Genomic DNA, 15,325 nt, shown 5'->3' on the forward strand with positions numbered 1-15,325 from the left:
AATATTATACTATCTTTGCGGGCATGAAAAACCGCATTAAATCCTTTATATCTCGTTGGGAAATCAGCCAAAATTGGCAGCTACTTTACCCTTTTTTAGGCATTGCCACCTCCTTTTACCTAGGATATAGACTTTGTTTTAAACTTTTCGAATTTTCATTGCTATTGAACATGTTAATTGGATTTGTCTTGGGTATTTTTATATTAAAGTTTTTTGTGTTTAGCATCAAAAAAATGGAATCCAAATGGATAGTGAATGAGCGCTGGGAATTAATCCGAATTTTTATAATATTTGCCATTACGGGTTCATCTTCCGTATTTGTGGGCCGCCCTATTATAAAATTGATAGGGATATCCTCAGAAAACTTTGGCCCGATTTTGTATGGAATCGTTTTTGTCTTTGTGAGTTTGATCTTCTATCAAATCTTGCTTGTCTTTTGGGGCTTTGTGCTTGGGCAATTCAAATTCTTTTGGGATTTTGAAAAAAAAATGCTGAGAAGGTTTGGCCTTGGCCGATTTTTAGATAAATAGTTGTTATTCTGAGTTCCTTTTCGTTAATGTATCCCAGTAGGTATACACCCACATTATGGCAAATGTAGGAACGACATCAATAAATGGAAGAGCCTCTTCAATAAAAACAATAACTGCTGCTATTTTTCCTTGCTTACCCTTGTAGAGTTTAGCCATTAAATAAGCTGAAAGCGGTGCCCAAATAAAATCAAACAGAGGAAAAACAAAAGACACATACCCCATCAGATCGCAAAAGAGGCCAAAAATAAGTTTATGAGATCTTTTTAGGGGGTGTAGGTTCATTAGATTTAAGTTTACTTTTAAAACGTTGTTCTAAAACATTTATTTTGGGGAGTATCACAAATTGACAATAAGATTGGTCAGAATTTTGGTCATAATAATCGCGATGTTCTTGTTCTGCTTCATAAAAAACTTCTAAGGGTTCCAATGTCGTAACAATGGGATCTGGAAACACTTTAGAGGCATTAAGAAGTTCAATATAATGCTGTGCAGACTCTTTTTGACTCAGATTAGTGTAAAAAATAGCAGATCGGTATTGCGTACCAACATCATAGCCTTGTCTATCCAATGTTGTCGGATTATGCGTTGCAAAAAAAACTTCAAGAAGATCCGAGTATGCAACAACCGTAGCGTCGTATTCGATAATGATGCCCTCGGCATGCCCTGTTCTGCCCTGACATACCTCGCGATAAGCTGGGTTTTTAATAAATCCACCTGTATACCCCGAACGGACGGTAAAAACTCCATTAAGACGCTTAAAAACAGCTTCGGTACACCAAAAACAACCCCCGCAAAATACAGCTTGATCCATAATTATAAACTATTAAGAAACAAATTTAATAAAGTTAAATTTAAAAAAATACAATAAGATTGCACATCAACGACATATCCTTTAAATTTACAAACATGATTCAAGGCAGCAACATACATAAATACTACGAAGGTTTACATGTGCTAAAGGGCGTGAATTTAAAAGTAAACAAAGGAGAAATTGTTTCGATTGTTGGTGCATCAGGTGCTGGAAAAACTACCTTGCTTCAAATTCTTGGCACCTTGGATCAACCCACTCCTGACAAAGATTCTAAAATAAGCATCAACAACACGACTATTGGATTACTCAATGAAAAACAGTTGGCAAAATTTAGAAATGATCATCTAGGTTTTATTTTTCAATTCCATCGGCTACTTCCTGAATTTACAGCGCTGGAAAACGTATGTATTCCTGCTTTCATCAAAGGAACTCCAAAAAGCAATGCGCTTAAAAAAGCAAAAGAACTATTAAATTTTTTAGGACTCAGTGAGCGGCTTCACCACAAACCTAATGCGCTCTCTGGTGGTGAACAACAGCGCGTTGCCGTTGCTCGAGCATTAGTCAATGACCCTCTTGTTGTACTTGCTGATGAACCCTCAGGAAATTTAGACAGTAAATCTGCTGCACAATTACATCAATTATTTTTTGACCTCAGAGACGCTTTTGGCTTTACCTTTATCATTGTAACGCACAATGAAGAATTAGCGGCAATGGCTGACCGAAAAATAACAATGACTGATGGACAAGTCTCATCATGAATCCTTTAGCGGATTTAGCTTTATTGAACTCAAACAGTTTTTGGATGAAAAGGTTTTGCAATACAACACCACAAAATTCATTGAAAGCGACCCCATACAAATACCCCACTTATTTTCAAGAAAAGAAGACATTGAAATCGCGGCTTTTCTTACAGCAACAATAGCATGGGGCAACCGCAAGAGTATCATAAAAAATGCAAACCGGCTGATGGCTCTTATGGATCATGCACCTTTTGAATTTGTGATGGCGCATCAAACACAAGATTTAAATATTTTTGAAGGGTTTGTACATCGCACATTTAATGCTACGGACGCCATGCAATTCATTAAAAGCCTAAACCATATTTACACCAAACACAATGGTATGGAAGCACTATTTTCACGCTATGCCAATAAAGATCTTCAATATGCAATTCATAAATTCAAAATGCACTTTTTTGAAATTGAACACAATAAACGAACTCAAAAACATATAAGTGACCCTTTGAAAAACTCCGCGGCAAAACGTATCAATATGTTTCTACGCTGGATGGTAAGACCAAATAATACCGGTGTTGATTTTGGCATTTGGAACAGCATTAAAACAAGTCAACTCTCCTGTCCTTTGGACGTCCATTCCGGAAATGTTGCGCGAAAATTAGGGCTGCTCAATAGAAGGCAAAATGATGCAAAAGCTTTAGAAGAATTAGACCATAATCTTCGAAAAATGGATCATAAAGACCCTGTCAAATACGATTTTGCTCTTTTTGGTCTTGGGGTTTTTGAAGACTTTTAATTTCTTTTTTATAAATTAAAGGACCTTTTGCAAAAAAAATATTATTACTCTATTAGGTAATTCTCATTAATCTCATTAACTTATTTATAAACCTTAGATTCTTCGTTTTGGATTTTAGGAATAGTTTTTGTTAATATTATATAAATTTTGGTCATGAGAAAAATTGATATTATTACGGACATAACTTCAGTTTGCATATATACTTATTTCATCAATATAATTGTAAAAAAGATTCGATATTCAAAAACCAAAAGGTTGTTGTATATAATAACCCTACTAGGAATCACATTTTTACTAAGTCGACGCGTTTATGATTATTTATAATTAATTTAAAATTGAAATCCCAAATATGCAAAACACCTACAAAATGCATTGGCCTGCGCCTTTGACTAAAAAAGCAACTACACAACACCCCAGATGTAACGATGTTCTTTTCTTGCACTACAAAGTCCAAAAAAAACTATTAAGAAAACTTATTCCCAAAAAACTTGAATTGGATAATTTTGACGGAAACTATTGGATCTCAATCATAGGTTTTGAAAAAGTAAATTCTTTCTCTAAGTTATATGATTTAAACATTAGGACCTATGTTAAATTCAATGAACGTGCAGGAATCTATAATTTGAAAATGGAGCGGAATGGTTTATTGCCCTGGCTTTTAATGAAAATTCACCCAATAGTTTTCTTTAAATCTGAAAATATAAGTAACAATCGTTACTTGTTTGAAACAAAAAACCTCAAAGAAAACAGTCTTATTCATATTAAATATGGAATCGGAAAACAAATTAAGGTAAAATCAAAACTAGAAGTATGGCTTACAGAACATTCAGCACTTTATAGAGGTTATAAAAAAGGGGTTAAAAAATTTAATATTCTTCAAAAACCCCCAAATCTAAGAAGATTAAAACCAAAATACATATTAGTTGATTACCCAAAATATCTAAAGGTATTTTCTAGACCTCCTGATGTCATGCATTACGCGGAAAGACTAGTTACGTACTCAATAAACAATAACTAACTAGAGAAGCCAATATTAAATTTGAAAAGTTTTTCCGTCTCTAGCCAGCTCAACTGCTTTAAATATGGCTAAAGCTTCTGTTCTAAATTCTTCCAAATCGCTGTAACGTGATGAATAGTGTCCTAAAATAAGAGTTCCTACTTTAGCTTTTTTGGCAATAGTGGCGGCTTGTTTCGCTGTGGAATGTTTAGTTTTACTACAAAGTTTGGCATGTGCCTCCAAAAAAGTAGACTCATGGTATAAAACATCAACCTCGTTTATTAATGGAATGATATCTTCTTTGTATGCAGTATCACTACAAAAGGCATAACACTTTGGCACTAATCCCTTAGAAGTTACCGCACTGTTTGAAATTAAAATACCATCATTGTTCAGTACATCTTCACCTTGTTTTAACTTTCTGTAATAGGCCACATCTATATTGTTGGCTTCGGCCGCATCAATATCCAATTTGCGGTCAAATGGTTTTTCCTTAAATAAATACCCATTTGTATATACTCTATGATCTAATGGAATAGTGCGGACCTCAAGTTTATCATCCTCATAAATTAGTTCAGATTTGAAGGACTCTATTTCGTGAAAAATTAATTCAAAATTAATCCATGAATTAGAGAGTTTTAACTGAACTAGAATAAGTTCCTTTAGTCCTTTTGGACCATAAATATGAAGATTAGTTTCGCGATTCAATAAGCGGAAAGTAGAAATCAAACCTATTAATCCAAAACAATGATCTCCGTGAAGATGCGAAATAAAAATATGCTTAATTTGATTGAATTTAATCTTGTTTTTTCTCAGCTCCATTTGTGTACCTTCGCCACAATCAATCAAAAAAACATGGCCTCGTGTTTCCAGAATTTGAGCTGTAGTATGGGCAGCAATTCTAGGTGTAGCACTGTAGCAACCTAATATGGTTAATTTCACAACTTATAATTTTAAAATCCTAAATCTCGTTGCATTTCATCCATTTCAATAAGATCTTCAGCCTCTTGCGAAGTGGGGACGACCACAAGTTCGTTAGGGAAATCGTTTATTGACCATTCTGAAGCTACGACAACAAATGATTTTTTTTTGGCTTGGTGAACATGAGATCGCTTCAAAAGAGCCGCTATAAATATTATATCAGGCGGCTGGTTGGATGCTGTATGAACAATAATATTATGAGATTTAAAATCTGCGTAATGAACATCAAATGAATCTATAAAATCAGAATAAACTTGCTGTTCTTGATAGAGTAATGCATTATGAGCTTTTAGTTTGAAATTCATCAAGATTCAATTTTTGAAGCTAACAAATAGGTTACAGCCATACGAATAGCAACACCATTTTCAACTTGGTCTAAAATTATAGCTTGATCAGAATCTGCGACATCACTAGTGATTTCTACGCCTCTATTGATTGGACCGGGATGCATTATAACTATAGGTTGATCTAAATCGTCTAGTAACGCTTTATCTACTCCATATTGCTGGGTATACTCTCGGGTTGATGGAAAATAACTCACCTCCATACGTTCGTTTTGAACACGAAGCATATTAGCCACATCACACCATTGAAGTGCTTTTTTTAGATTGGTTTCGACAATTACTCCTAAGTCTTCAATGTGTTTTGGAATAAGTGATTTAGGACCACAAACCATGACTTCCGCACCAAGTAATTTTAAAGCAAAAATATTAGAAAGAGCTACTCTACTGTGTAAAATATCGCCAACTATTACAACTTTTCTACCAGTTACTGAGCCTAATTTTTCACGAATAGAATAAGTATCCAAAAGAGCTTGTGTAGGGTGTTCGTGGGTACCGTCACCAGCATTGATGATTTTTGCATCCACATGACGCATCAAAAATTCTGCTGCTCCTGGTTTAGGGTGGCGCATTACCACCATATCAACTTTCATAGATAATATGTTGTTGACAGTATCGATGAGCGTTTCACCCTTTTTTAAAGAGGATTGAGCGGCTGAAAAATTAATTACATCAGCCGAAAGTCGTTTTTGGGCAATTTCGAAAGAAAGTTTAGTACGCGTAGAATTTTCGAAAAATAAATTGGCGATAGTGATATCTCTTAAAGAAGGCACCTTTTTTATGGGGCGATTAATAACTTGTTTAAAATGATCTGCAGTTTCAAATATTAAATGAATATCATCTTTTGTGAGGTGTTTAATTCCTAATAAGTGATCTACACTCAATGTACTCATAATCTATTGTTTTATCAAATAAACGTTGTCTTCTCCTTGTGTTTCTTTCCAGTTTACAATAACTTTTTCATCGTCAATGGCATCAACTTGACGACCACGGTAATCGGGCTGAATTGGTAAATGTCTACTGAAACGACGATCAATTAAAATAAGTAACTCTATATTTTTCGGTCTTCCATAGGACTGAATGGCTGTCAAGGCTGCTCGAATACTTCGTCCAGTATATAATACGTCATCAATGAAAATAACTTTCTTACCTTCTACAACAAAATTCATCTCAGTTGCACTAGCCTCCAAAACTTTTTCGGATCGCCTAAAATCGTCTCTGTAAAATGTAATATCTAAGTAACCCACCTGTAGGTCTGCAATATTATAATCTGATTCTAGTACTTGTGTGAGTCGGTCAGCAAGATGCCGTCCACGGGGTTGTAAACCCACTAAAATGGTGTTAGAAAAATCGTTGTGTTTTTCAATAAGTTGACAAGCCAATCTATGGAGGATGATGTTTACTTCTTTTTCGTCCAGTAAAACTTTTTGACTCATAGTAATTTCAACATATTCGTGCGCAAAGGTAATAGAAAAATTTGATATACAAATCTTACTTTAAACTTCAATGCTTAAAATTTAATCCTGAACAATAAACAAACGACTACAACAAATAATCTGTACTTATGAAATTAGATTGTTTCGCATCGAGCATTTCCTTCAAAATTTCACTATTGTAGGGATTGTCCTTAGTTGCTACAAAAGTTCTAATTGAGAACGATCTCAAGGCATCGCGAACGCTTAAGGTGCTGAAAGCAGAATCCTTACGGCCGGTAAACGGAAACACATCCGGACCACGCTGACAAGAACTATTTAAGTTAACACGACAAACAAGATTAACAAGTGTATCGATAAGCGGTGCTAAAGTTGAGGTGTTTTTACCAAAAACGCTTACCTGCTGTCCATAGTTCGATTCTGCCATATCATCAAGGGGTTGCTGTATATCTGTAAAGGTCATCATTGGAATTACAGGTCCAAATTGCTCTTCATGATAAACATCCATGGTTTTGTCAACTGGATAAAGAACAGAGGGGAAAATATAATTTTCGGTGCGTTCTCCTCCTCTAGAGTTTAGAATTGTTGCACCCTTTGATTTAGCATCATCGATTAAGCCTTGAATATAATCTGGTTTATTTTCTTCAGGAAGTGGAGTGAGCATTGCATCTTCTTCCCAGGGATTACCAAATTTAAGTGCATCTACCTCGGCACAAAACTTATCTTTGAATGCATCAAAGATAGTTTCATGAATGTATAATACTTTTAGTGCTGTACAGCGTTGCCCATTAAAGGACAGAGTTCCCGCGATACATTCTCGTACTGCTAAATCTAAATCCGCATCAGGGAGAATAATAGCTGGATTTTTTGCTTCTAAACCGAGGACACTTCTGAGTCTATTTTTCTTTGGGTGGGCGTTCTGAAGCGCATTGGCAGAGTTACTATGCCCAATCAATGCCAACACATCTATTTTACCCGTTTCCATCAACGGAGAGGCTAAAGTTCGACCACGACCAAAAAGGATATTTACAACTCCTTTTGGGAAGCTATTTTGAAAAGCTTCCATCAATGGAGTAAGTAGAAGAACTCCTAATTTAGCTGGTTTAAAAATTGTTGTATTTCCCATGATGAGCGCAGGTATCAATAAAGCAAATGTTTCATTAAGCGGGTAATTATACGGTCCTAAACAAAGCACAATTCCAAGTGGACCTCTTCTAATGTGCGCATATACACCAGAGTGTTTATGAAATTTAGCGGCGTTGCGGTCTAGTTGTTTGTAATCGTTTATGGTATCGAAAATATAATCTACCGTTCTGTCAAATTCTTTTTCCGAGTCTTTTAGGTTTTTGCCAATTTCCCACATTAGATATTTAACCACTTCGGCTCGTTTAGTTTTCATTTGCACTGCAAATTTTTCCATGCAAGCAATGCGATCAGCGACTTTCATAGTTGGCCACAAACCCTGACCATTATTATATGCACTAGAAGCAGCATCCAGAGCTTCCATAGCTTGTTCTTTTTCCAATAAAGGAATAGAACCCAATAGTGTTGGTGCATAATCCTCTGTTGAAGAAATAGTTGAATACACATCGGAAGTAGCGCCTTTCCATTGTTTTAATTCTCCGTCAACTAAATAGGTTTTTTGATGAATTAAAGAGTTGATTTTAAATTGCTCAGGGATGTTCTGGAAACCCATAATTTTTTTGTTTTAATGAATTATAAAATTAAGAATAACGATTTTTTATAAATACAAAAAAAGTTAATTATTTAAAAAATTGAAAATCAAGTTATTATAAATAAAAAAACCCTTCTTTCGAAGAGTTTTTTTTATTTATATCCGGTTGGCACTATTTACCATCCATCTTGTCTTTCAATGCTTGAAGCGCTTCGTTTGCATCACCAAGGGTTGTCTTGGCTTCTGACGCAGCTTTTGCGGCCTTTTTGGCTGCAGCTTTTACATTTTTCACTTCTTCGGCTTTGAACACTGCAGTATGCGACGCAACTACGCGCTTGAATTCTTTGCTGAATTCTATAATAACAAATTCTGCTTCTTCGCCTTTTTTAAGCTTAGAACCATCCTCTTTCTCTAAATGACGAGATGGGATAAATGCAACAATATCATCATTAAATTGTACAGTAGCACCTTTGTCAACAATTTCAAGTAATGGAGCAGTATGCTTGGTATTTAAACCAAACTCAGACTCATACTTGTCCCAAGGATTTTCCTTAGTTTGCTTATGACCAAGACTCAATTTTCTGCCTTCAACATCCAATTCAAGAACAACAACTTCAAGTTGATCACCAACAGCACAGAATTCGCTTGGATGCTTGATTTTCTTTGTCCAGGATAAATCTGAAATGTAAATCAGTCCATCGATACCTTCTTCCATTTCAACAAATACACCAAAGTTTGTAAAGTTTCTTACGACACCAGTATGTTTGAATCCAACAGGGAATTTAGACGTAATGTCTGTCCAAGGATCTTGCGAAAGTTGCTTGATACCCAAAGACATTTTACGATCTTCACGATCGAGGGTCAAAATCTGTGCTTTAACCACATCTCCAACACTCACAAAATCTTGTGCGGAACGCAAGTGCGTAGACCATGACATTTCAGAAACGTGAATTAATCCTTCTACACCTTCTGCAACTTCAATGAATGCACCATAATCAGCAATAACAACAACTTTGCCTTCCACTTCGTCACCAACTTTAACGTCTTCACCAAGTGCATCCCATGGGTGCTTGCTTAACTGCTTAAGACCCAATTGAATTCTTGATTTATTTTCATCAAAGTCAAGGATTACAACATTAAGCTTCTCGTCGAGTTCAACGATTTCACTTGGGTGGTTAATTCTAGACCATGAAAGGTCTGTAATATGTACAAGACCATCGACACCACCAAGGTCCATAAATACGCCGTAAGATGTGATATTTTTGACAATACCTTCAAGTACTTGACCTTTTTCTAGTTGACTGATGATTTCTTTCTTTTGAATTTCAATATCAGCTTCAATTAGCGCCTTGTGCGATACAACAACGTTTTTAAATTCGTGGTTGATTTTCACTACTTTGAATTCCATAGTTTTGTTCACGTATTGGTCGTAGTCTCTAATTGGCTTAACATCAATTTGAGAACCAGGCAAGAATGCCTCAATACCAAATACATCAACGATCATACCTCCTTTGGTACGGCACTTCACAAAACCATTGACGATTTCGCCAGTTTCGTTAGCTGCAATGACACGATCCCATGCTTTGATAACACGAGCTTTTCTGTGCGAAAGTATAAGCTGTCCCGTAGCATCTTCACGAACGTCAATAAGTACCTCAACTTTATCACCAACGCTGAGTTTTGGATTGTATCTAAATTCATTTAGAGAAATCACACCTTCAGACTTTGCGTTGATATCAATGATTGCATCGCGCTCAGTCATGTGAATAACGGTACCTTCGACAACTTGATCGTCAAGGGTTTCTACAAAGTTTTCAGAGACCAACTTCTCGAATTCATCGAGCTTTTCGTCTGCAACAGGGTCTATACCCTCTTCGTAATTGTGCCAATTAAAATCTTTTAAAAATTGCTCGGGATTAGTTTGAGCTTCGTTTGTTGTTTCAACAACTGGAGTGTCTTGGATAGACTCTTCCGTATTTGTAGTTTGTTCTTCAGCCATAGCTGATTAAAATTTGTATTCCATGTGTTCTAATGGTTAGATTTACTGCAAAAACACACAGAAGTGTTAGTTTAATTTTAATTCTTCTCTCCAACCTTTTTGCTAAGAAGAGTGCAATAATACGACTAATCTATAATTTGGACAAATATTTATATCTATGATTTTGAGATAGATAGCTTCTCAAAGGTGAAAAAATAATTTCAAAAAGTTGAAAACTAAAAAAAATAGTCTAATTTTAAAATTAATATAACCCTATAAATCTACTTATTATGATCAAACAAAAATACCAATCTGTGCTGGACTTAGGTACCGAGTTGAATATCCAAAATGGCGATGTTTCTGAAGAAAATGGCGTTCTGAAAATTAAAGGAACAGCCAAAACACAGTACGAAAAAAATATTATTTGGGATGAAATTAAAGCTGTTGGAGGACAAAATCCATCCGACATTAAAGCTGATATTAAAGTTTCCGATGAAAGTGTATACCACCGTCATACAGTAAAAAGTGGCGAAACTTTAGGTAAAATTGCAAGACACTACTACGGGGATCCTATGAAGTACAAACAAATTTTTCAAGCCAATTCGGATATTCTAAAAAATCCAGATTTAATTTACCCTAACCAAGAACTGGTGATTCCTAACCTTTAAAACTATCAAAATAAAGGCCGATAACCTCGGTCTTTATTTTTTTGTAAAGATTAATCTATCAAATCCTTAATCCAGTCCATGACTATTGTGTATTGTTGAGATTGTGTGAGGTTAGTGTTATCTAAAACACGTGCATCTTTGGCTTGTGTAAGTGGGGAATCGGCTCTGGTGGAGTCTTTATAGTCGCGTGAAGTGATGTTTTCATAAACTTCATCAAAAACTACAGTTTCATCTTTGGCGTTAAGCTCGTCATAGCGGCGTTGGGTACGTGTTTGAGCAGAAGCCGTCATAAAAATTTTAAGCTCTGCGTTTGGAAAGACTACGGTTCCAATATCTCTTCCATCCATAACAATGCCTTTTTGTTCTCCCATTCGTCGTTGTTCTCTAACAAGACATTTACGGACTTCGGGCAATGCTGCCACTTTACTAACTAAATTTGAAACTTCCATACCTCTAATTTTTGAGGACACTTCTTTGTTATTCAAAAAAAGAACGGTTGGATTGTTTCCTTGCTTTTTGAATTCAATATTGACGTTTTTAATGTTTGAAATCAAAGCATCGGTATCAAGTTTTTTATCGCTAATAAATCCTTGCTCAAGAGCATACAAGGTAACTGCACGATACATAGCCCCAGAATCAACATAAATGTAATCCAACGCTTTGGCAAGTTGCTTGGCTAGAGTACTTTTTCCTGTTGAGGAGTGCCCATCAATGGCTATAATAATTTTCTTCATTATTGTAAACTTATCTGTACACCTAAAAAACTAGTGTTTGCTGCTGATGAGTAGCGAGCATGAGTGTAACTGAAACGTAATTTATTAAACTTTAAGCCAACCCCAAAAGATAAACCTGAAAAGTTGCGCTGTTCCAAAATTCTCAATTCTTCGGCTCGCCTAAAACTGTAGCCTAAACGAAGGTTAAAGCCCTTGTCCGGAAACAACTCCACTCCTACCAATGTGTGGCGAATTAAGTTGCTAAAAAAACCTACTTTCTCTTGTGTCTGATTTCCGTTTAAATCTGATGTAGCACGAGCAGGATTGGCTGTAGCTATTGGCCATTTTTGCAAGTTTTCGAAAGTTAAATGCCAGCGAATAGGTACAAATTGCAAGGTTTGACTAAATCCCAAGTCCACTTCAAAGGGTAAAGGTTCCCGCAGGCCCGCATAGGTTGTAAATTGTGTTCCAATGTTGCGTACCACAAGCGCTGCATTAAATTCGAGGTATTCATTAAGATAAACCAATCCAAAATCCAAAGCTCCTCCAAAAGAATTGTACTGCTCTAACTTAGACGATATAAGTTTTACATTAGCACCAGCATAAAAGTCTGAGTACCCAATTTGTAAAGCATATCCAAACGAAATAGCCGTTTCATTGCCCGTAAAGGAGCCCGTACTATTCCCAAATTCATCGTACCCATCAAAAGTTCCATAATCAACATAAGTAGCGCCAATATGGAATGTTTGTGTTCTTCTATCAACAGTATAAGCGTAGGCTGCAGTACCGTAGCGTATATCACCAAGATGATTGGCATAATTTAATGCCAGTTGATTATCCATCTCTACATTAATGGAAGCCGGATTGTAAAGCCCTTGAGTAACATCATAGTCTACATTAGTAATCACTTTACCACCAAGTGCAGCTTGTCGAGGAGAGGACATGAGGTTGAGGAACTGATACGTCGCTTCACCACCCAATTGAGCAAAAACTGATGATGGTGCAGCAAAAACTAAAATAAGCGTAACTAATATCCTCATTGGCGTTCAAAAATAACTAATTCAATTACAAAACGAGTTATTGCTTGCTTTATTTTAAACTTAGGGTAGAATAATGCTCTATAACTAAAGTGATTTGGCGTGGGTTACTTTTGTTTTGGTAACGGCCAAATCAATAACCTCGCGCATTTCGGAAACATAATGAAACGTAAGGCCCTTTAAGTAATTTGCATTAATTTCATCCACATCGCTTTTATTAGCTTTGGACAATATGATTTCTTTAATTTTAGCACGCTTTGCTGCCAATATTTTTTCTTTTATACCCCCTACTGGAAGAACTTTACCGCGCAAAGTAATTTCACCAGTCATAGCCAAGTTTTTCTTTACTTTTCGTTGTGTAAATAAAGACACTAAAGAAGTTAGCATAGTAATTCCGGCGCTAGGTCCATCTTTAGGTGTGGCTCCTTCTGGAACGTGAATATGAACATTATAATCACTGAAAACATGATTTTTAATGCCAAAATCCTCAGCGTTTGCCTTGATGTACTCCATGGCTATTGTAGCTGACTCTTTCATGACTTTTCCAAGGTTACCAGTAATATTAAGTGCACCTTTGCCCTTTGAAAGAATTGATTCGATAAATAAAATATCCCCACCAACTCGTGTCCAAGCTAAACCAGTCACTACGCCAGCAACACTGTTGTTTTCGTAGCGGTCTCGTTCAAGCTTAGGAGACCCCAAAATTTCGATGAGATCGTCGTTTGATACTTTAACAGCATAATCGTCTTCCATGGCTATATTTTTAGCGGCATAACGCACTACCTTTGCAATTTGTTTTTCCAAACCACGAACTCCGGATTCCCTTGTATAGCCCTCAACAATCTTCTCCAACTGAGGTTGTGCAATTTTCAAATGTTTTGTCGTTAGCCCATGCTCCGTTAATTGCTTTGGAAGAAGATATTTTTTTCCTATTTGGACTTTTTCTTCAATTGTATAACCATTGACGTTTATGATCTCCATACGATCTAATAAAGCGGGTTGGATGGTATTTAAACTATTTGAGGTGGCAACAAACATGACTTTAGACAAATCGTAACCCATTTCCAAAAAGTTATCGTAAAACTCTGCATTTTGTTCTGGATCTAAAACTTCAAGCATAGCCGAAGAAGGATCTCCCTGATGAGAATTTGATAACTTATCAATTTCATCTAAAACAAAAACTGGATTTGAAGTTCCTGCTTTTTTTAAACTCTGTAAAATTCGACCAGGCATAGCGCCTATGTACGTTTTGCGATGCCCTCTAATTTCTGCTTCATCACGCAATCCACCAAGCGAAATACGAATATATTCACGGCCTAATGCTTCAGCTATAGATTTTCCCAAAGAAGTTTTTCCAACTCCTGGAGGACCGTACAAACATAAAATCGGCGATTTCATATCGTTTCGAAGTTTTAAGACAGCCAAGTATTCGATGATTCTACGTTTTACTTCTTCTAAACCAAAATGATCACGATCCAATATCTTTTGAGCGCGTTTCAAGTCAAAATTATCTTGACTGAAATGATCCCATGGCAGATCTAAAAATAAATCCAAATAATTGCGCTGGATAGAATATTCAGCTACCTGTGGATTCATCCTTTGAAGTTTACCTAATTCTTTATTGAAGTGATTTTTTACTTTCGTGTCCCAACTTTTAGCTGAGGCACGCTTTTTCATATCCTCTATTTCCTCCTCATAACTAACCCCCCCAAGTTCTTCTTGGATGGTTTTAATCTGTTGCTGAAGAAAATATTCCCGCTGTTGCTGATTCATGTCGTGCTGAACTTTAGACTGAATATCATTTTTAAGCTCTAAACGCTGGTACTCAACATTCATGTGCTTCAACGTCTTTAAAGCCCGCTGATGCAAATCATTAACTTCGAGCAAAGCTTGTTTTTCAACAACTGAAACACTCATGTTTGAGGACACAAAATTGATGAGAAACGAATTACTTTCGATGTTTTTGATCGCAAAAGATGCTTCAGACGGAATGTTTGGGCTTTGTTTTATAATTTCTAAAGATAAATCCTTGATAGATTCTATTGCGGCAACAAATTCTACGTCATCTTTTTTGGGAATGAACTCATCAACACTCTTTATTTTAGCGGTCATATACGGATTCTCAGAAACCAATTCAGTAATTTCAAATCTCTTTTTTCCTTGAATGATAACCGTTGTGTTGCCATCTGGCATTTTCAAGACTTTCAAAATTCGTGCAACGGTTCCAATACTGTGAATATCGTCAAAGTTTGGATCCTCTACACTCTCGTCTTTTTGTGCCACCACGCCTATAACTTTTGATCCCTTATTCGCATCATTAATTAGCTTAATAGATTTATCACGGCCAGCGGTAATAGGAATAACTACTCCCGGAAAAAGCACTGTATTCCTCAAGGATAGTATTGGAAGAGAATCCGGAAGGCTTTCATTTTTAATGACCTCCTCATCTTCTGTAGTCATGAGCGGAATCAATTCTGAATTTTCATCAAAATCTTGGAGTGACAAACTGTCAAGTAATTTATATTTTGGGTTATTCATATCAATTATAAGTCATTCTGTCATGTGAAACAGAAAATATTAGATTTTAGTCGTTTAAAAATATTTGTATTGACACACTAACACGAAGTT

16 protein-coding genes are annotated in these 15,325 nt (G+C 36.0%); 5 read left to right on the forward strand and 11 right to left on the reverse strand.

What is annotated here, in order from left to right:
• The first annotated feature begins 23 nt into the window (after positions 1-23).
• Positions 24-530, forward strand: coding sequence for a DUF6787 family protein (locus tag FORMA_RS00150; RefSeq protein ID WP_231924990.1), 507 nt, complete (start codon positions 24-26; stop codon positions 528-530).
• Between the two features lie 3 nt (positions 531-533).
• On the opposite strand, the gene FORMA_RS00155 is transcribed toward FORMA_RS00150, so the two are convergent.
• Together FORMA_RS00155 and msrA are read right to left on the reverse strand one after the other, a co-directional pair.
• A complete protein-coding gene (locus FORMA_RS00155; protein ID WP_069673757.1) occupies positions 534-812 on the reverse strand; it encodes a hypothetical protein in 279 nt (92 codons plus the stop codon).
• Positions 781-1,341 (reverse strand): peptide-methionine (S)-S-oxide reductase MsrA, encoded by a 561-nt coding sequence (gene msrA / locus FORMA_RS00160; RefSeq protein WP_069673758.1) that lies wholly within the window; start codon positions 1,339-1,341, stop codon positions 781-783. The genes FORMA_RS00155 and msrA overlap by 32 nt, the downstream gene beginning before the upstream one ends.
• A gap of 95 nt (positions 1,342-1,436) precedes the next feature.
• On the opposite strand from msrA, the gene FORMA_RS00165 reads away from it, so the two are divergent.
• The 3 genes from FORMA_RS00165 to FORMA_RS00175 all read left to right on the forward strand — a co-directional run bounded on the left by FORMA_RS00165 (position 1,437) and on the right by FORMA_RS00175 (position 3,892).
• Positions 1,437-2,099, forward strand: a complete 663-nt coding sequence (locus FORMA_RS00165; RefSeq protein ID WP_069673759.1) for an ABC transporter ATP-binding protein — start codon at positions 1,437-1,439, stop codon at positions 2,097-2,099.
• Positions 2,080-2,874: a TIGR02757 family protein gene (locus tag FORMA_RS00170; protein WP_069673760.1), complete on the forward strand. Its 795-nt coding sequence runs from the start codon at positions 2,080-2,082 to the stop codon at positions 2,872-2,874. Before FORMA_RS00165 ends, FORMA_RS00170 begins: the two co-directional genes overlap by 20 nt.
• A 349-nt stretch (positions 2,875-3,223) precedes the next feature.
• On the forward strand, positions 3,224-3,892 hold the full coding sequence (locus tag FORMA_RS00175) for a DUF2071 domain-containing protein (RefSeq protein ID WP_069673761.1): 669 nt from the start codon (positions 3,224-3,226) through the stop codon (positions 3,890-3,892).
• A 15-nt stretch (positions 3,893-3,907) separates the two neighbouring features.
• Here FORMA_RS00175 and FORMA_RS00180 read toward each other — a convergent pair whose 3' ends face one another.
• From FORMA_RS00180 to rpsA, 6 genes are all read right to left on the reverse strand, one after another.
• Entirely contained in the window at positions 3,908-4,813 is a 906-nt protein-coding gene (locus FORMA_RS00180; protein WP_069673762.1) for a ribonuclease Z, read from the reverse strand.
• An 11-nt stretch (positions 4,814-4,824) separates the two neighbouring features.
• Positions 4,825-5,157 (reverse strand): hypothetical protein, encoded by a 333-nt coding sequence (locus FORMA_RS00185; protein ID WP_069673763.1) that lies wholly within the window; start codon positions 5,155-5,157, stop codon positions 4,825-4,827.
• Complete coding sequence (locus FORMA_RS00190; RefSeq protein ID WP_069673764.1) at positions 5,157-6,086, reverse strand: aspartate carbamoyltransferase catalytic subunit; 930 nt, start codon at positions 6,084-6,086, stop codon at positions 5,157-5,159. The genes FORMA_RS00185 and FORMA_RS00190 overlap by 1 nt, the downstream gene beginning before the upstream one ends.
• A 3-nt stretch (positions 6,087-6,089) precedes the next feature.
• Positions 6,090-6,629, reverse strand: a complete 540-nt coding sequence (gene pyrR / locus FORMA_RS00195) for a bifunctional pyr operon transcriptional regulator/uracil phosphoribosyltransferase PyrR (protein ID WP_069673765.1) — start codon at positions 6,627-6,629, stop codon at positions 6,090-6,092.
• A gap of 106 nt (positions 6,630-6,735) precedes the next feature.
• Complete coding sequence (locus tag FORMA_RS00200; RefSeq protein WP_069673766.1) at positions 6,736-8,322, reverse strand: NADP-dependent glyceraldehyde-3-phosphate dehydrogenase; 1,587 nt, start codon at positions 8,320-8,322, stop codon at positions 6,736-6,738.
• A 151-nt stretch (positions 8,323-8,473) separates the two neighbouring features.
• Complete coding sequence (gene rpsA, locus FORMA_RS00205; RefSeq protein WP_069673767.1) at positions 8,474-10,300, reverse strand: 30S ribosomal protein S1; 1,827 nt, start codon at positions 10,298-10,300, stop codon at positions 8,474-8,476.
• Between the two features lie 269 nt (positions 10,301-10,569).
• On the opposite strand from rpsA, the gene FORMA_RS00210 reads away from it, so the two are divergent.
• Positions 10,570-10,947: a LysM peptidoglycan-binding domain-containing protein gene (locus FORMA_RS00210; RefSeq protein WP_197500766.1), complete on the forward strand. Its 378-nt coding sequence runs from the start codon at positions 10,570-10,572 to the stop codon at positions 10,945-10,947.
• Between the two features lie 50 nt (positions 10,948-10,997).
• Here the strand turns inward: FORMA_RS00210 and cmk are convergent, their stop codons facing one another.
• The 3 genes from cmk to lon form a co-directional block, all read right to left on the reverse strand.
• The gene (cmk, locus tag FORMA_RS00215; RefSeq protein WP_069673769.1) at positions 10,998-11,681 is read right to left on the reverse strand and encodes a (d)CMP kinase; all 684 of its coding nucleotides are present in this window, start codon (positions 11,679-11,681) and stop codon (positions 10,998-11,000) included.
• A complete protein-coding gene (gene porQ, locus FORMA_RS00220) occupies positions 11,681-12,700 on the reverse strand; it encodes a type IX secretion system protein PorQ (RefSeq protein WP_069673770.1) in 1,020 nt (339 codons plus the stop codon). The genes cmk and porQ overlap by 1 nt, the downstream gene beginning before the upstream one ends.
• Positions 12,701-12,784: 84 nt before the next feature.
• Positions 12,785-15,235: an endopeptidase La gene (gene lon, locus FORMA_RS00225; protein WP_069673771.1), complete on the reverse strand. Its 2,451-nt coding sequence runs from the start codon at positions 15,233-15,235 to the stop codon at positions 12,785-12,787.
• Positions 15,236-15,325 lie beyond the last annotated feature (90 nt).

The sequence above is a fragment of the Formosa sp. Hel3_A1_48 genome (assembly GCF_001735715.1).
Classification (GTDB): domain Bacteria; phylum Bacteroidota; class Bacteroidia; order Flavobacteriales; family Flavobacteriaceae; genus UBA3537.